An 18,066-nucleotide genomic window follows, 5' to 3' on the forward strand; every position below is an offset into this window, starting at 1 on the left:
CTTAGCAACTTAATAACACTGTCATCAAAAACCTTTATAACAATGCGCGCACATCTTTTTTAAGTTGTTTGAGTCGTTCTTGATACTCGCTATGACTGCTATCAAATGTACTCAGTCGTCCATAGCGTAACTGACGGTAGTTTTGTCTAATTTCAATAAGCTTTGTCTGAATAACGATTGGGTCGCTACTATCTGTTAGTTGACTCGTAGCAGAGTCGGCATTGTCACCCTGACGGCTATCAATAGCCGATGCCAAACGTTCCAACCAAGCTAGCTGCCCTTCATTATCATTGCGGGCTAATAATTTATCATGCTTGGCAACACGTTTTGAGAGCTTAGCAAGAGGCAAGTCTGCTGGATGCCAGCGTTTACGGCGGCGATACCAAATGACAAAAACTAAGATAGCCATAACGGAAACCGCACTGGTGGCTAACCAAATGATTTGCTGCATGATTGAGCTGATATTGAACCACCTGAATAGCGAGTCGGCCTGTTTGTCTTGGTCATAACCGACTACGTCTTTTTGCCAGTAGTAGCTTGCTTGGTCTGATAGTCGGCGTAGCGTTTGTAGCATCTGATACTGCTGATAGCTGATTTGTGCACTGGCACCATTGCCAAATATAGCTGCCCCTTGCTGCTCGGTCATCGTATTCATGCCTTGCTCTACTCGCTCAGGCGCTACAAAGGCTGTCGGATCTACACGTACCCAGCCTTGGCCCTCAAGCCAAACCTCAGTCCATGCATGCGCATCCATTTGCCGCACTTCCCATACGTTACCATTACGACTCGGCTCACCGCCTTGATAGCCCGCTACTACTCGTGCAGGAATACCAGCGGCGCGTAGCATAAAGGTAAAGCTTGACGAATAATGCTCACAGAACCCTGCTTTGGTTTCAAATAGAAATTCGTCAATACGATTGGTATTGAGCCGTGGTGGCGACAGCGTATAGCGAAACTCTGTTCGATTGATCCATTGCTCGATAGCCGCTATGTAGCGCACAGGGTCTGAACCTGACTGCTCAAATAACTGCTTAGCAAGCGCGCGTGCTTGTGGATTACCTTCGTTAGGCAAAGCAAGGTTCTCACGTCTTGATGCCTCTGTTAAAACTGGATCAATACGCATCTGTGCAAACTGCAACACATCATAGCGAAGCTGCTGCGTAACAGGTTGATCCTTTGATAAGGTAAATTCAGAGGTAGTATTGATATCTGGCTGCTGGGAGAACGGATAATCAAGACCAAATAGCCAGTTTTGCTGAGTGGGTTCTAAGATAACCTTGTAATTGACAGGTGCCGCCCTTGATTCATCAGGTACAGTAGCAAAGGCATTCTGAATCCATGCAGGTGCTTGCAATCTCGACGACCATTGATCCTTTTGAGAGGCCGGACGCCATGTAACCCCATCGAAATCACTAAATACCAAACCGCGCCAATACAACTGCTGTTGTGGTGGGCGCTCATCAGCAAACTCTACGCGAAAGGCTAGCTCAGTTGACTGCCCTAAATTGGCAAAATCACCAGGAGACATGCTATCAGAGACACCTGTAACGGCTTGCTGACCGGAGAGCTGTACGGACCACAGCGGTGGCAGTCTCGGAAAAAACAAAAATAGCACCACCAATAATGGCAGTGCACCAACCCCTAACACGCCCAATGTACGCAAGCGTCCATCACCGTTAGCATTGCTATCATCATTAAGCGCAATAAATGCTAGCAATACAATGACTGCGCCAACGATCACTTCTAAAGTAGTCAGTAAACCTTGGTCCATCAAAAATAATGCCGCAAGCACGAACAATGATAAATTCAAAACCACATAGGCATCGCGGCGCTTATATAGCTCCCATAGCTTACTAACTAGGCATAGCACCAAAAATGCCACACCCATATCGAGCCCAAATGCTGTATTGTAGGTTAGCCACAGACCTAATAGCCCCAGCAAAAATCCTAGCATTTGTACACTTTGATAAATACGCTTTAGGTGCGATAGTTTTTTGAATTTAGCCTTGATATAAGGCAATTGAGCGGCGATACTGACGGCGGCAAATCCTATCAGCCATAATGGTAAATGTGCGGCATGCGGTAACACAACGACGACTTGAGCAATTAATACCCAATAATAAGCTGGCAGTGCAAATAACTTACGATACCATTTATCGTAAGTTCGCTCAGGTCGAATTGAGACTTTTTGACCTAAAGCTAACTGCTCAAAGCTGGCCGTTTTTGTAGCATCGACCGCAGAATACTCTGTGGACAGTGTATCAACATCAGCAGAAGATAAGCGTTTAGAATTGGTCATGGTGCTTTCGCAAGCCTTAGCAAGCATGCTTGCGCAAAGGATTCCCCGTTACCCATCTCCGCAGTAGCAGGAGCATCACTAGGTAAACGCATTTGAAACGGCACGCCTAGCTGACCCAGCTTCAATACCCCATAAGCCAATTGTGCAAGTTTTTGCTCGTGATGTGCAGCTGGCATATCTGCATAATCAAGCGTTTGCTCATGACCGACCGGATCAGCGAAGTGCTTGGTCAGCATACCTTGTCCCCGCGCTACATGCCCCCAAGAGACTCGGGCCAATGACTCACCCTCGACATAGTTATCTAGTCGCTCAAAGTCGTCCTGACCCTGTCTATACTGTCCACCTGTTGGTAAATCCTCTAAGCTTGCGATTGCATATTTTGCTTGCCAGTCAAAAACTTCAGGTTTTGGATATACCCAAGCCGTACGCGCAAAGTATACGTAAGACCATGCACGCATGATACCTAGAGGATAAACTGTTTTTATTTTTAACCGCGGAAGTTTAAGCTGACCACGGTTGTAAGTCTGGACAGGAAGTCGAATGACTTGCTCGCCTTGTAGCCGTGTGATAAGCACTGAGCTTTGCGCGTTTATGCCATTTTTGGTTTTCTTATTGGTTATCTGCTCAAATTCAAATAGCAACTGGCGCCGTGGTTGGCGACTATCACTATTCAACTGTAGCGTAACCCAAACAGGCGAGCCTGCTTCTGTCATAGCGACTTCTAGTAAACGCACTTGCAGACCAGATATATGAGCAAAAGTAACATGAAAACTAATTAGCCAAACACTGACCAGATAAAAGCACAAACCAAGCACCAAGTTGTTGCCATAGTTAATACCCGCGATAAAGGTAATTACTAACAATACGGCGAATAGCATTCCTTCACGACTAAAGAAAATATAGACATTACGCAAATTAAGCGTAGCACTATCACTCTTAGGTGCGCGCGCGGCAAACCAGCGGCTCAGAGCTGATTTTATTGGTGCGGTTAAGGCCTTTGGTAACAAGCTCATGACTACCCTATTATTACCATCTGATTGACAATGTTGTCAGTATTTGTATTTATATCTGACTGACAAGCAAACTCACGAATAGAACGATATAATTGATTAAGGACAATTCGAATACAAGAAAAGCGGGCGAAAATACCGTAAATAGTGAACTGAGTGACTTTGATATTTTTTTAAGTTATATAGATTTAACTACGTGTAGAACTATATTTCAGCGATGCAGTTAATCAATACGGTCAAACAGCATATCAGCTGCTAAGCGACGACTGACACTTCTGCTAGGATACGTTGGGCGATGGTTTTTGTCGCTTGTCCACCGGTCACATGCGCGGGTACGAAACGCTGACCGAGGCGATGATCAGTGACCGCAGCAAACACCGCTTGGATATCTTCAGGGGTCACTTCCATATATCCCGATACATAGGCATGCGCTTGGGCAGCACGTTGTAGTGACAATACGCCGCGAGGCGATAAGCCATGATACTCTTGGCTTGCACGAGTTTTTGCAACCAACCTTTGCAAATAATCCAATACTGTATCTGCCACATAAACCTGCCTGACACCCTGCTGAGCCAATAGTACAGCTTCAGTATCAAGCACCGTATCCAAATCTTTGAGCAGCTCGCGACGATCTTTACCCTTTAGCAGCTCACGCTCTGCGGCAGGCGATGGATAACCCAATGACAAACATAACAAGAATCTGTCTAACTGCGACTCTGGGAGCGGATAGACACCTGCCTGTTGCAATGGATTTTGAGTAGCAATGACAAAGAACGGTTGCGGCAAAGGATAAGTCTGGCCATCTTGCGTGACTTGTCGCTCTTCCATCGCTTCAAGTAGCGCACTCTGCGTTTTGGGACTGGAACGGTTGATTTCATCAGCAAGTAATAACTGTGTAAAGATAGCGCCCGGACGAAACTCAAATTGCTGTTTACTTTGGTCGTAGATGCTCATACCTAAAATATCAGCAGGCAACATATCATTGGTAAATTGCACTCGACTGAAGCTCAAACCTAATAACTGTGCCAAACCCTGAGCCAAAGTCGTCTTACCCATACCAGGCAAGTCCTGCAATAACAAATGACCGCCCGCTAATATACAACTGAGCGCTAGCCTAACTGCTTGCGGCTTGTCCAATACAATCTGATTTAATTGCGCTAACAGCTGTGCAATTTGCTGCTGATTGTGTTGAAAATCAGCCGTACTAGTTATGGACTGGCTAAGCGGATTCGCTGTTCTCTGAGAGGTAGATAATGATCTATCGTTAGCTGCATGGGTCATAGTAGGTTATTGGCTCATTTTTTAGGTCATAACGATGATAAGTCAGTTCACATCATCTGTAACGGTTGGTGCAGCGGCACGGAGCGTAGATAAATAAGCTATGATATCGGCACGCTCTTTCGCATCTGGCATCGGGTCTGACAGCATTTTGGAGTCTGGCATGGCTTTTTGGGCATCTGCAATATATGGATCGAGTGTCTCTGCATCCCATACCCAACCTGAATCTTCTAGCCCTTTGCTGTAGGTATAGTCTTTTAACTCGGCAGCCGGCGCACCATATATATTCATTAATTGTGGGCCTTTTTTATTCAAACCTGCATTACGTTGATGGCATTGACCGCAAGCATCTTTATAAATTATCGAGCCGTTGTCCGCATCGCCGTCAGTATATAAGGGCAGAGTCACAGGAGCACGGTGGTCAGGTGGTGTTTTCTCACAAGCTGTGAGCAACAGAACAGCAGCCAAAAGGCTGCTCATTTGATATCTACTGATAAGGGACATTTTTAGCAATCTTTGGTTGAGGAATATTATCGCCATGACATAAACGATATGATGTACTGGCCTTTTAACTCGCTACCTTTATTGTGCTACTAGGCTCTTCTAAATAATACCCTTGCAAATAGCGCGCGCCCACACTCCAAGCGACTGACATCGTTGCTGCATCTTCGATATAAGGCATGAGCACATCGACTTTGATATCATTAGTACGCGCAATAAGAGACTTAACCGTTTCTAGATTTTCTGCTGCACCAATATCTTGGATATAACTGCGCGCCAAGCGTACCATATCAGGCTGGACGAAATTAGCAATTTCAATAGATTTGACAGAAGAGCCAAAATTGTTAATACCGATTTGACAGTTAACATCGTTAAGTGCAGAAAATTGAGATTTGGCGACGGTTAAGTGATCAGAGATATCTATTTCATTGAACTGTAGTGTTAATACACCAGCTGCGCCGCCTACCGCTTTTATCAATTGACTAGCAACAATCGGCAGTTTCTTATCAACCAGTGAAGCATTGGTTAATTGTACTAATAATTTGGCTTCAGGATGAACTTTACGGACGTCATTGATTTTCTTACAGGCATTGATAAGCACCCATCGGTCAATCTTTTCTAACAGTTGATGTTTTTTAGCCACCGCCATAAATTGATCAGGGGTTAATACCGTATTGTCAGCATCTGACAGCGGTAACCGTAGATAAACTTCAAAGAAGTCACTACGATCGTTATTGATGTCGTATATTGGCTGAAATGATAGATCAAAACGGTTATTAGTAATGGCATCCACTAATGACTCAGCAAGTGCGTGATCATCGCTATTGGCATGTTCGCTTGGGTCATATATACGATAGGATCCACCACTATTAGAAGTCTCTACCATGATTTGGCTGATAGCATCCATGGCGCGTTCTAATATGATGACAGGCTCTACAGGATTTTTTTCAATCTTGACAACAGCAATGCTAACTGTTGTATTGGTTGTACGCTTATCAACTTCAATAAACATACCTTTTATAGACGAACCGATATGCTTAGCAATCTCTTCAAGATCACTCGTCGTCTTATTTTTCACCAATATCGTAAATGCGGTATCACTGAAACGGCTTACATGCCCATCAGGTACTAGCTCACTTAACGTGTGGGCAACTTGTTTGACCGTTGCATCTATTCCTTGTAGACCCAAACTACTTCTTATTTTTCCTACATTATCAAGCTGTACATACAGCAGGGCTGCGGTTATCAGTCCTTGGGACGCCTGCTGATGTATTGCTATCATTTGCTCTTCAAAACCGCGACGATTATCTAGGCCAGTTAAATTATCTTTACGTTCAGCTTCCGCTAAACGCTTGGCAACCTCTGCACTATTGTTACTATTCTGCTGAATAATAATCTGAATGACTGGCTCGCCCTCTAACGTGGCTGATGCTAGTTGTAGCTTTGCTTCAAAAGTACTACCATCTGTCCGTACACTTTCAAAATTAAACTCAACGTCTTGGCGACTACCTTTGTCAAACTGACGTAAAAATTGTTTAAACCCTTGAACATTATCTCCACCTGAAATCAGGTCAATAATAGGCACGCCTACTACTTCATTCATCGATTTAAAGCCGAATAGCTGAAGATAGGGATCATTAGCAAATATATGAATACCCTCGTCTATATAAGCAACTGCGCTCTTAGAGTTCTTAATCAATACATTGGCACGTTGTTCTGCTTCAGAAAGCACTTGACGTAAGGTTTTTAGCTCACGGCGACTGCGCAAACTACTATGCTGCAGACAAATAGCCATTACCACTGGCATTTCTTGATCCATTTCAAGCGCTTTGACCATCGTGCCACTAATCACAGTCGGTAGCTCATACTCATTGTAGGCAGTCGACGCTATCTCTTCATTCGTTAAACAGATCATTGGCAGATCGATATTTTGCTCTTGTACGAGGCTTACCACGTCTGTAAAGCTCATATTATAAGCTTTGCCAAATACCAGTACATCCCACGGTTGGCGCAGGAGTTTTAATAACTCTTCTTTATCGTCCAAAAACCCCAAATTCACACTATCATAATAAGGACTCAATAACTGCACAAGACGTTCAGCATAGAGCTGATCATCATTGATCACTAATAAATTTAAAAGAGATTGAGAGCGCATAAGAAGCCTTTTAATCGTACGTATTGTTATCTTTTATTTTGTTACTTCACATCTTTATTTAAAGCTAACCTAGCATAAGCATATAAAAAACATTAGCGTTAAAGTTCCATGAATATTATCAGTGTGGACTGTAATGATTGTTTTATTACCAGAAATACAATAAAAATCAGAGTAACAATATTTATCATTATAGACAATAATTTTGCTAATTGCAGATTAACTTCCAACCCTTACCCGCTACTATATTACTGTAAAAACTCTTATAGTTTTTCCCTAATGGCCCGAAGATACATATCATCTATAAACGCGCCTAAACCCTATAACTGCGCTACCTCATATTGACTAAACTCCTCAGTCATCATCAGCCTACGTCCCAATCGTAAGGAGGTTTGTTTATTGCCAATACGCATGACGACTCTATCATCAGTTTGAAAGTAAGAAGGTGGCACTATCAACGTGCCAGTAGTGTTCAGCTTTTCATCTTTTCCAAGGATAAATGCTGGTACAAAATGTCGACTTCGTTTTTGATTACCTTCCAAACGTAGTCCACATGCCACAATTTTATGCCCAAGTACTTGCCATTCTACTTCTGGATTTTTGGTATCTAGATTGAGCCAACGCACGACCCCTATTAACCAATTAGGCTGTTCTGTATTTTCAGATCCATAGACCAGAATCAGACTCATGATATGTAAAGGCTGAAGTGCTGTCATAGAAAAGTCAGGGTCAGTTTTTTCTATACTAGGTCCTTCTTGATTGAGAATATTCTTGTCGACAACATTCTTATTGAACTCATCATTTTTTGGTAACAAATGCAGTGTGCGATATGCTGAAGAACTGTCATGGTCATCAAATATCTCAATAGTTATGATGCTACTGCGGCCATGCTCGTTATCAAATGTATCGTATAAAGGCCTATCTTCTTCTCGTAGATGTTTGATAGCGATTAGATTGGCGAAAGTTTTTAAATGGCCTACATGGTAGTGTATATCATTAAAATTGGTGATTAACTTTGCCTGATGTTTGCTACTATATTTGGTTGGCAAGGTAATTGGCGGCTGCAAATAGCGGTAGCTGATGGTCATCGAAATAGTATTAAGCAAACTATATTCTGCTGTGCTACCTTCCTCGATAAAGTCTTTTTTACGTGACTCAAAATATTCAACTATCGGTGTCAGTTCTATAAATAGACAATCATGACGATCTTCATATGGGTTGATATGAGAGTTGACTGTTAGATAGCTTGGTGGATTACTACTATGAAGATCAACAAAAACCTTTGTCTCGGTGGCAGGCTTCATTGTCGCGACCATGTGTTTAGCCCATTCAGGCAATAGGCGCTGTACGAGTAAGATATTCGGGCGCCTCATAGCACGCAAATTTAACAAGTGATGCAAACAAATTTGGCAATATAGCTGATGGATACTGTTTGTTTGATTCGTGACAGTATGTAGACTTAAATCCATATCAGCTACTTTTCTCTGATGAGCCAGATAATATAACCGATTGACTTTAGACCACAGGTAATCTGATGGCTTTCGATAGCACAGTGTTTCTTCTGCTAATAGTTTTTGGTATCTTAATAGTGATTGATAAATCGCAATAGCAAGCGTGCTATCGGGTTTAGTCTCAGCACCAAAAAAACGCTGCCAACCTTTAACAGAAGATTGGTTTAAGGAGGCTTCTGACAACTGCGTCTCACGACGTATGACTTTGTCGTAAACCATGATAATTAAATAATGTAGCGATTGCATTTGAGCGATATAAGACATCTGAGCCTGACTAAGCGCGCCTGTCTCATAGATATAGTGCTGCCTAAAAGCTGCAATCAGTCGGTCTGAGGCATCAATGACTGTTGCCATTAATTTAAGACGCTGTTGTTCATCCATATTGGATTCACGTAATACTGTCAGTAGACTCTCTAAATGCTCTGTTTGCTGCTCTTGGGTAAGCGTAGGTAGCGTTGCCAACATTTTTAACAAGTAACGCTCTTGACCATTTACTGAGCGATTAGATAGCGGAGGTAGTGGCTCTGTAGAATCTAAATGCTCTTGAAACATTGATAACGTTATCATCAGTATCTTTACTCTCTATTATTCACTCTGAAGCAATCAGTAATATGCAGCAGTACAAATACATGTATGGCATAAAAAATGTTTGTTAAGCTCGACTATAGAAAAGTGATGAGATCTATTTATTGTGAGCCTAAATCTAGCAGTACGCTCTGACAATACCTACATACTGTCAAAATCTTATATCTAAAGTTGTATACTTTTTAATTAGCTTACATACTGACAGTCTATATTCTGTTCCAATCATATATCTATTTATACTTATAAAAAAGCATAAATCCTAGATTTTAGTTTCTAAAGATACTATCCGCATCTTTTTTAAGAGCCGCTCTTTGTTTACTAATTTTCCTAAATTGATATAGTGCCCTACATTAGCTATTGCTGTAAATATCAATCGGCACTTTAAAAGGTCTATTCGGCAACTCTCTGACCAACTTAGGGACGAGATAGCCTGGCAATGATGCTAATAACGCCCAATAAAGCTCAATCGCTGCTTGCTCACTACTATCGAAATGTGCCGCGCCAGCCACCTTATCCAACACATGTAAATAATATGGTAGCACGCCAGAAGCAAACAAACGCTGACTAAGCTGTACTTGCGCGTTAAGAGTATCGTTGACACCTTTTAACAACACGGCTTGGTTTAATAGCGTAACTCCAGCTGCTCTCGCACGTTGCAAGTATTCAGCGGTTAGTGCGTCTATCTCATTGGCATGATTACAGTGAATGACCATGACAATATGACAGCGACTTTGAGACAGCCTTTCTAACAATGCAGCGTCCAAGCGTGCGGGTATCACCAATGGCAAACGCGTATGCAGTCGAATGGTAGTAATCTGCGGAAGAGACTCCAAAGTATCTAACCATGCAAACAATCGTCTATTGGTCACATTTAGTGGGTCACCACCACTCAAAATTACCTCATTGACCTCAGGATTTGCATTAATATAATTAATGATATTTTCTTTAGCATCAGCAGTCGGCATGTTGGCACTATAGTCAAAATGCTGGCGAAAGCAGTAACGGCAGTGAATAGCGCACGCACCCGTAATCGTTAACAACACTCTCGACTGATATTTATGGAGCAAGCCTTTTACAGGGTTTTGAGTGTTTTCGCTTAGCGGATCTGCCACGTAGCCTGTGACATTGATTTGCTCTTGTTGGTCTGGCAACACTTGTTTAAGCAGGGGATCATTACGGTCGCCAATAGCCATTTTTGCCACAAAGCCACGCGGCACACGCAGTTCGAAATGCTTAGGTACGTAAACTTCTGCACGCATTGATTCAAGCTGTAGGATACTCAATAGCTCATCAACAGATGTAATAGCTTCCGATAATTGCGTTTGCCAGTTTTTTTGTGTGATTAAATGGTTTATCATGACAGCCTATTACCTGTGCCCAAAATCCGATATTATACGCCCTTAGTGTCTAGCCTATCAAAGTATCCTCGTTAATCCGTAAATACTTGGCATAACAGAAAATTTTGGTACAGTCAGCCCTATGTCTTACTATTATATTTACAACCCCTAGGAGTTTCTTGTGGCAAGTTTTTCTACTAATGAATTTAAAGCTGGTCTAAAAGTGATGCTTGATGGCAACCCTTGTGCCATTCTTGAAAACGAGTTTGTCAAGCCTGGTAAAGGTCAAGCCTTTAACCGTGTTAAGTTGCGCAATCTTCGTAGTGGTAAAGTGCTGGAACAAACGTTCAAATCAGGTGACAGCCTAGAAGCTGCTGATGTGATGGATACTGAAATGAACTATCTATACAACGATGGCGAGTTTTGGCACTTTATGCATCCTGAGAGCTTTGAGCAGATCCAAGCGGACAAAAACGCAATGAGTGACTCAATCAAGTGGTTAAAAGAAAACAGCAATGCTCTATGTACCATTACGTTATTTAACGGTGCTCCTCTGTCAGTCACGCCGCCTAACTTCGTTGAGTTAGAAATCACAGAAACAGATCCTGGCGTACGCGGCGATACTTCAGGCGGTGGTGGCAAACCTGCTAAATTAGAGACAGGTGCCGTTGTACGTGTTCCATTATTTGTGCAACAAGGTGAAGTGGTACGTGTCGATACGCGTACTGGCGACTACCAAACTCGCGTGAACTAATATCGCTCTAAACATGACTGGTAGTTGATATTTATTTATACCTCTATCATCAATAAAAAAGCTTAACCACTATATAGGCGGTTAAGCTTTTTTTATATTTATCGAGCATGGTTAGTCGAAATACTAATCAAGGGCGCTAATACTAATAACTAGTAAGTTACTCTTCCTCCAATGATTGCTTCTGTATCAGCCAATACTGTACTAAAGCATTTAGCTGCTCTTGCTTAAAAGGTTTGGTGCAATAGTCCTGCATACCAACTTTTAGATATTTCTCACGCTCGCCGTCCATTGCATTGGCAGTTAGAGCGATAATGGGCGGCAATACTTGAGGATCATATAATTTATGCAGCTTAATAGTAGCCTGTACCCCATCCAAAATCGGCATGTGATGATCCATTAATATCACATCATAACGCTCAGGAAATAGAGCAAAAGCCTCAATTGCTTGCTGACCATCAGTCACATGAGTGACGGTATGACCACTGTTGGTTAGTGCTTTTTTGGCAATAATCGCATTAACAGTATCATCTTCAACCAACAATATATGACCAGCTCGCTCGTGACTAGGTTCGATCATCGTCATATCGTTAGAGTCTTGCCATACCTCATATTTGTCTTCTGCAATAGTAGGTAGCGGCAACAATACGCTAAAAGTAGTACCAACTCCTACCTCACTGCTCACATGAATGTGACCACCCATTAAGTCGACTAGAGATTTGCAAACAGACAGTCCAAGTCCAGTACCACCATAAAGACGATGGGTAAATTTGTTTGCTTGATCATAAGCATCAAATATAGCTTCTAACGATTCTGGCTTAATGCCGACCCCTGTATCTTTAACTTCTATACACAAAGTCATATTTTGACTAGTTTTATCGCCTTCTGTTTTGTTTGCTTCTTTCTCTTGGCTCGTACTAACGAATTTTTCATCAATGTTATCTGGGCAGTAGCAATTGTCCATATGTTTGACATCGATACTTACTTGACCACCTTCACGAGTAAACTTAATCGCGTTATTCACTAAATTTGCGATAATCTGTTTAAGCCGTACAGAATCCCCTTTAACATAGGGCGATAATGTTTCAGTATAATGATAATCTAAAGTCAAGCCTCTTTGGCGCGCCTTTATAGCAAACAAACTGACGACTTCATTACATAAGCTAGATAAATTTAATGGAATAGAATCTATCGTCATTTTTCCAGACTCGACTTTCGATAAGTCCAAAATACCATTAATGATGACCATCAAATGTTCATTAGAAACCTTAATATTATCAACGTATTCTCGCTGTTCATCACTAAGATCGGTATCACCTAACATATCTACCATACCGATAATTCCATTCATCGGTGTACGAATCTCATGACTCATATTAGCCAAAAAGCTCGATTTCATTTCATTAGCGTGCTTTGCATCACGTTGCTTATCCTGCAACTGCAAAGCATCAGCTGCCATTTTTGCAAACTCTACTAATATCGCTGATTGCTGCTCACTAAAATTGTGATTAGGCTTCGTATCCATAAGACATAAAGTCCCTAGGCGGTAATTCTTATTGTCTTCATATAAGATAATAGGTGCCCCAATGTAGGATCGTAAATATGGGAAACCTGTGACCATAGGGTTCTGGCTAAAACGACTGTCGTTCCATGTATCTGGTACTATCAATACTTCATTAGACAATATTGTATAATTACAGAAAGCCGTATCACGTGGTCCTTTGGTTATACTCTCAGGCGCATCTTCAAATGTGCAAGCTGGTTTTAGATATTGGGTGTCCTCATCCATAAAGGTAATCGTAACTACTGGTACATCAAAGAACAGCTTTGCCAGCGCGACTAGCCGATCGAATGCAGGCTCATCATCTTCGTTGAGTACCTGATACTTTTTCAGCTTGTTAATACGCTCTGATTCATCTACTGCTACAGGGTAGCTTTGCTTTGGCGAGTTAGATATAGACAAGGTAAACTCCATTAAATAATATCAGACGCATTAGTTACGACTCGTCTGTCTTATTAATAATTGTAATGCTTCACTCACCATAATCATCGCCACTACTGACGTAACGACCACTGCTGAGCCATAACCACCGCACTGTAGGCCACCTGTCTGACAGCTCTTATCTACAATTGGCGGCTCTGTCGAATAGACACATTTGATACCAAATTTTTCTTTTAAAGCACTGTTAATGCCTTTCTCGTGGCGTAACTTGTTGCGTAACTTGGCAAGTAGTGGATCTTGATAACAGTCACGCAAATCACTTACTCTGATTTGACTTGGATCTATCTTACCACCTGCACCGCCCGCACAGACCAACTTTAGTTTATTAAAACGACAGTGTAAAGCGATTGCCAATTTAGCATTCATATCGTCTACACAATCTAAAATAACAATCGGTCTCCCTTGAGCATTGGCAGATTTAACTGCTTCACGACTTGGTAGAAGTGTGGCGACATTATCTACTGTCAAAAAGTCATCGACTAAATTTAACGTTACTGTGGGATTAATTTCTCTAATACGAGTTGCCATTGCTTCAATTTTACTTTGACCAAATGTGCTGTCCAATGCAGGCAGTTGGCGATTGACATTAGACGCAACCAATACATCCAAATCAATCAGCGTAATCGTTCCCACTGCTGTCCGAGCTAGTGCCTCTGCTGCCCAAGAGCCAACCCCTCCTACACCAATAATGTAGACATGAGCTGCCGAAAAAGTATCAACCGCAGAGGTACCATAGAGTGTCCGTGTACCTTGAAAACGACGATCGTACTGCTCATCTTGTTGGCGCGATTCGTCTTGTGCAAGACTGTGTTCGACGGATTCTAGTTGTTCAAATTGTCGCGTGTCACTCATAACAGATCAAATTCTCTTTTCAAATATTTTGGTTGTCATTTATACGGCTCATACTTTTTAGCTTCTAGTTACAACGATGCTTTTCTTATAAGTAGCACAGTTACATTGAATAAGCCCAGTCCACTTTTAGAGCATCACAGCTATTTTGCCACAATTGATTAGCAAGTTTATCATGTGGTATTTCTAATAGCTCACTTAAGCTTGCCAATACCCATGACAGATTGGCTGGTAAATTCCTATTATATGAATCAGTATCATCCGTTGTCTGACACATAATAGGTGTCATATCTGGACAATCCGTCTCAATGACCAAGCATTCGATGCCATGACTCTCAACTGCTACTTGAATAGCACGGCGCAGTTTTTTGGCATTCGGATTGGTAATCTGACCCGTAACACCAAGCTTAAACCCTAATTTTACAAAAGCCTTCGCCTCTTGTTCGCCACCGCTAAAGCTGTGGGCAATACCGCCTAATGTATGCGCATCGTATTTATGCGCTTTTAATATTGCGAGTGCTTCAGCATGCGCTTTACGAATATGTAGCATCACTGGCAGATTGTGAGCCACTGCTATATCCAACTGCGCCGCAAAGAACCTTTTTTGTTTAGCAAACACATCAGGCTGCTTCATTGCATCGGTAAAGGTGTCTAATCCAATCTCACCAATAGCTAATGGACGACGCTCTATCACTATTTGCTCAAGTTGTATTAGATGATCATCAGTATGCTGCTCAATATAAAATGGGTGTAAACCGAGCGCAATATACGCTGCAACTTCGCACTTATCTTGATGATTCTCCTTTGTCGCAGACGATTGTGACAGTTCATTGATGAAACCTTGAGTATCGTACATTCGATCAAAATACTGATATAAATAACCTACTAGCACTAAGTGACGGATACCTTGACTATAAGCTTGATCCACCTGTTGTCTTCGGTCAGGATCAAATACTGGAGCATCAAAATGTGTATGCGTATCTATAAGAGGATAGACATTTTTTAAAACTTCTCTAGCATTTGTTCTCTCAGCAATGGTCGCTGATTCGTTGCCACACATCAATAGACTCCAAAACTAACTTTTAAACACATAGAATTAAATGATAAATTGCTATAGACGCATTATTGATCTTCTATTTTTTAATTACTAGCTTCTGTTTACTAGCTGCATTTTCATGAGCATCGTCAAGATCACTACCCTCAGATACGGTATCATGGTTATTTACTATCTTCGTATTGTCCTTTCGACTACTGCGTCTAGGGATGAGCAATAGCGCAGTTGCAGCCACACTTAGTAAAAGCCATTTTTTTGTATTCTTATAATCTGTCATTTTAGTTTCTGATTTACTATAGTGAAAAACATGATACGTAACTCATTATTTTATTAGTAACCAATATACCCAAATATAAAAGCGGCTATGTTTATCTGTGTTATGAATACGCAAGCTAATGTACGATGCAACTATTATCTATCACATCGTACATTAATTTATGTTAGTTAAATCATATTAACCGTTATATATAGAGCTAATATTTTAACGATTAAGAGGATAGGTCGTGATACCGCTATTAGGACTATCTACTCTCGTAAAACCTTGCGAAGTAGATTTTGGCGCTTGATCACGTTTAGGGATAAGGGGATTTAGCGGCATGAGCTCGTAATCTGCACTGACGTTACCATTCCAACCTTCAGTGCCGCTCAGTGGTAATTGCTTGATCGTACCATTTTTATCAATGACCAACTGCAACACTCGCATTTGATTGAATTTGCGTTCAGTCACACTCGCTACCGCGCCGCCATCACGTAAAATAGTCGGCTGTAAAAAGATAATCAAATTGCTCTTTTGGGTGCTGTCATTGTCAGAACGAAAGAGTCTACCGATAACAGGGACGTTACCCAGTCCAGGAACCTTCTGTTGACGTGTAGTAGTGTTGTCACGCATCAGGCCGCCCAAGGCAATCGTCTGCTGATCATCCGCTAGAATGGTCGTATTAATAAGGCTTTTATTGGTAATCAATCCACTGGCATTACCCGTACTACCTGGTACGACTGACGATACTTCTTGCGACACTTCTAATCGTACCGTGCCATTGTCACCAATATGAGGAATGACATTCAGATTAATACCAATGTCTTGGCGATCAATCGTCTGAAATGGGTTGTTTGAATTGTTGCCACTGGTGGTAAAAGAACCTGTGACAAAAGGTACGTTTTGACCAACCAAGATACTGGCTTTTTCGTTATCGAGTGTCAAAATCGATGGCATGGACAATAGATTAGCACTGGTAGATGAGTCAAGCGCCTGTAAAATAGCGCCATAAAACTCTGTATTGCCCTGACTGTCTTTGCGACTGTCTCCAATGCCTATCAATGCACCTGCGATAGAGCTAGCAGCAGCGCTAATACCTGCCGTACTCGTCCCTGCTAAAGCCGCCGCCGCAAGCGTCGTCGCGCTGGCTCCCACATTATTAAAATTGACCACTCCATAGCCACTATTGGCGTTACCTAGCGCCCATTGAACACCTAGCTGGGTGGCATCATCGCCTGACACTTCAACAATAGCGGCTTGAATCAATACTTGTGCGCGGCGACTGTCTAATTGGTTGACTGCATCTTCAATCTCGAACATTAGCTCAGGTGCGGCGTTGACAATAACGGCATTTTGAGTCTCATCAGCGATAATACTAAACGGACGACCGCCCACTCCTGTGCTTGTTCCACTTGTGCTGCTAGTCGAGACAGCGGCCGCACTGCTACCAAGGCTATCGCTAGCTGCATTATTAATTGCAGCGCCTGTGCTACTTACATCATTTAGCGAAGCTGATTCTAATGTCGAGGTCGCGCCAGCACTGTTGATAGATTGATTAGCAAGTAAACCGCGTAACATATCGGCGATATGACCAGCACTAGCATACTTTAAACGAAAGACACGTAAACCACTTAAACGTCTGGTCGGCGTAGTATCCAATTGATTGACCATTTCTTGGACTTTGGCAATCATTTCAGGACTGCCCTTGACTAGCAGTCTATCGCTCGACGTATCAGCAATCACCTTTAGCTGATTGTTGCCACCTTGAGCTTGTCCACTACCCGCACTTGAGACTAAGGCGCTAATCAACTCCATCATACGTTCGGCATCGACGTGGCGTAGCGGTATCACTTGCAAGCTGTCATTCACATTGCTGTCTAAATCACGGATAAGGGCCGTCAGTTGATTAAGGCTGTCTGCTCGATCGGACAAAACCAGCGCATTGACACCAGGTACAGCGGCCGCGTGAGCCGACTGCGGCATTAATGGGCGAATAACCCCTAACACTTCTGCAGCTTGGGTGTTGGTCAAATAAATAACTCGAGTGGCGAGCGATTCGCCAACACTATCACCGCGTAAATCAACCGCCACACCAGATTGCTTAGCGATATTATCTGGTACCAGTTTTGTCGTCGTTCCCGATTCAATCGCGGCGATACCATTCACTTGCATCACGCTCAGAAATAGCTGATATATCTCATCACGGGACAGGGCTTTGTTGGAGATGACCGTGACGTTGCCATTGATACGCGGATCAAGTACAAAGTTTTGATCCGTGATGGTCGCGACCTCATTGATAAAGGCTTTGATATCAGCGTCTTGCAAATTGACTTTCCAGCTCTCAGCATTGGCAAGACCAACACCAGCAGCCCATAATGGCACTGCCAGACAAAGTGAACGACACAGGCGCATCAAACCCTGCAGGCTACGGTACAAAGGCGTGGCTGAAAAATTCTGAAAACTTACCATATTGATGATTAC

12 protein-coding genes are annotated in these 18,066 nt (G+C 42.4%); 1 reads left to right on the forward strand and 11 read right to left on the reverse strand.

What is annotated here, in order from left to right; translation table 11 throughout:
* Positions 1-34: 34 nt before the first annotated feature.
* The 7 genes from IEE84_RS10275 to epmB form a co-directional block, all read right to left on the reverse strand.
* On the reverse strand, positions 35-2,299 hold the full coding sequence (locus IEE84_RS10275) for a transglutaminase TgpA family protein (RefSeq protein ID WP_191114106.1): 2,265 nt from the start codon (positions 2,297-2,299) through the stop codon (positions 35-37).
* Positions 2,296-3,312, reverse strand: a complete 1,017-nt coding sequence (locus tag IEE84_RS10280; protein WP_191114107.1) for a DUF58 domain-containing protein — start codon at positions 3,310-3,312, stop codon at positions 2,296-2,298. Before IEE84_RS10280 ends, IEE84_RS10275 begins: the two co-directional genes overlap by 4 nt.
* A 252-nt stretch (positions 3,313-3,564) precedes the next feature.
* Positions 3,565-4,590, reverse strand: coding sequence for an AAA family ATPase (locus tag IEE84_RS10285; protein WP_191114108.1), 1,026 nt, complete (start codon positions 4,588-4,590; stop codon positions 3,565-3,567).
* Between the two features lie 42 nt (positions 4,591-4,632).
* Positions 4,633-5,067 (reverse strand): c-type cytochrome, encoded by a 435-nt coding sequence (locus IEE84_RS10290; protein ID WP_224737767.1) that lies wholly within the window; start codon positions 5,065-5,067, stop codon positions 4,633-4,635.
* 88 nt (positions 5,068-5,155) lie between these two features.
* Positions 5,156-7,243 carry an EAL domain-containing protein gene (locus IEE84_RS10295; protein WP_191114110.1) on the reverse strand — a complete coding sequence of 696 codons (2,088 nt, stop codon included), beginning with the start codon at positions 7,241-7,243 and terminating at the stop codon, positions 5,156-5,158.
* Positions 7,244-7,560: 317 nt separating this feature from the next.
* Positions 7,561-9,318 (reverse strand): hypothetical protein, encoded by a 1,758-nt coding sequence (locus tag IEE84_RS10300; RefSeq protein ID WP_191114111.1) that lies wholly within the window; start codon positions 9,316-9,318, stop codon positions 7,561-7,563.
* 368 nt (positions 9,319-9,686) lie between these two features.
* A complete protein-coding gene (gene epmB, locus IEE84_RS10305; RefSeq protein ID WP_191114112.1) occupies positions 9,687-10,694 on the reverse strand; it encodes an EF-P beta-lysylation protein EpmB in 1,008 nt (335 codons plus the stop codon).
* A 160-nt stretch (positions 10,695-10,854) separates the two neighbouring features.
* Between epmB and efp the strand changes: the two genes are divergently transcribed.
* Complete coding sequence (gene efp, locus IEE84_RS10310; RefSeq protein ID WP_057761310.1) at positions 10,855-11,427, forward strand: elongation factor P; 573 nt, start codon at positions 10,855-10,857, stop codon at positions 11,425-11,427.
* A gap of 157 nt (positions 11,428-11,584) precedes the next feature.
* Here efp and IEE84_RS10315 read toward each other — a convergent pair whose 3' ends face one another.
* The 4 genes from IEE84_RS10315 to gspD all read right to left on the reverse strand — a co-directional run bounded on the left by IEE84_RS10315 (position 11,585) and on the right by gspD (position 18,054).
* Positions 11,585-13,387: an ATP-binding protein gene (locus tag IEE84_RS10315; RefSeq protein WP_224737768.1), complete on the reverse strand. Its 1,803-nt coding sequence runs from the start codon at positions 13,385-13,387 to the stop codon at positions 11,585-11,587.
* A gap of 30 nt (positions 13,388-13,417) precedes the next feature.
* Positions 13,418-14,278, reverse strand: coding sequence for a tRNA threonylcarbamoyladenosine dehydratase (locus IEE84_RS10320; protein ID WP_191114114.1), 861 nt, complete (start codon positions 14,276-14,278; stop codon positions 13,418-13,420).
* Positions 14,279-14,378: 100 nt separating this feature from the next.
* Positions 14,379-15,335 carry a TatD family hydrolase gene (locus IEE84_RS10325; RefSeq protein WP_191114115.1) on the reverse strand — a complete coding sequence of 319 codons (957 nt, stop codon included), beginning with the start codon at positions 15,333-15,335 and terminating at the stop codon, positions 14,379-14,381.
* Positions 15,336-15,810: 475 nt separating this feature from the next.
* The gene (gene gspD / locus IEE84_RS10330) at positions 15,811-18,054 is read right to left on the reverse strand and encodes a type II secretion system secretin GspD (RefSeq protein WP_191114116.1); all 2,244 of its coding nucleotides are present in this window, start codon (positions 18,052-18,054) and stop codon (positions 15,811-15,813) included.
* Positions 18,055-18,066 lie beyond the last annotated feature (12 nt).

The organism is Psychrobacter sp. 28M-43 (assembly GCF_014770435.1).
In the GTDB taxonomy this organism is placed as follows: Bacteria; Pseudomonadota; Gammaproteobacteria; order Pseudomonadales; family Moraxellaceae; genus Psychrobacter.

Excerpts from the sequence above, each read along its gene's own strand:
- IEE84_RS10275 (WP_191114106.1), bottom strand. The coding sequence starts at position 2,299 with ATGACCAATTCTAAACGCTTATCTTCTGCTGATGTTGATACACTGTCC.
- IEE84_RS10280 (WP_191114107.1), bottom strand. The coding sequence starts at position 3,312 with ATGAGCTTGTTACCAAAGGCCTTAACCGCACCAATAAAATCAGCTCTG.
- IEE84_RS10285 (WP_191114108.1), bottom strand. The coding sequence starts at position 4,590 with ATGACCCATGCAGCTAACGATAGATCATTATCTACCTCTCAGAGAACA.
- IEE84_RS10290 (WP_224737767.1), bottom strand. The coding sequence starts at position 5,067 with ATGAGCAGCCTTTTGGCTGCTGTTCTGTTGCTCACAGCTTGTGAGAAA.
- IEE84_RS10295 (WP_191114110.1), bottom strand. The coding sequence starts at position 7,243 with ATGCGCTCTCAATCTCTTTTAAATTTATTAGTGATCAATGATGATCAG.
- IEE84_RS10300 (WP_191114111.1), bottom strand. The coding sequence starts at position 9,318 with ATGATAACGTTATCAATGTTTCAAGAGCATTTAGATTCTACAGAGCCA.
- epmB (WP_191114112.1), bottom strand. The coding sequence starts at position 10,694 with ATGATAAACCATTTAATCACACAAAAAAACTGGCAAACGCAATTATCG.
- IEE84_RS10320 (WP_191114114.1), bottom strand. The coding sequence starts at position 14,278 with ATGAGTGACACGCGACAATTTGAACAACTAGAATCCGTCGAACACAGT.
- IEE84_RS10325 (WP_191114115.1), bottom strand. The coding sequence starts at position 15,335 with ATGTGTGGCAACGAATCAGCGACCATTGCTGAGAGAACAAATGCTAGA.
- gspD (WP_191114116.1), bottom strand. The coding sequence starts at position 18,054 with ATGGTAAGTTTTCAGAATTTTTCAGCCACGCCTTTGTACCGTAGCCTG.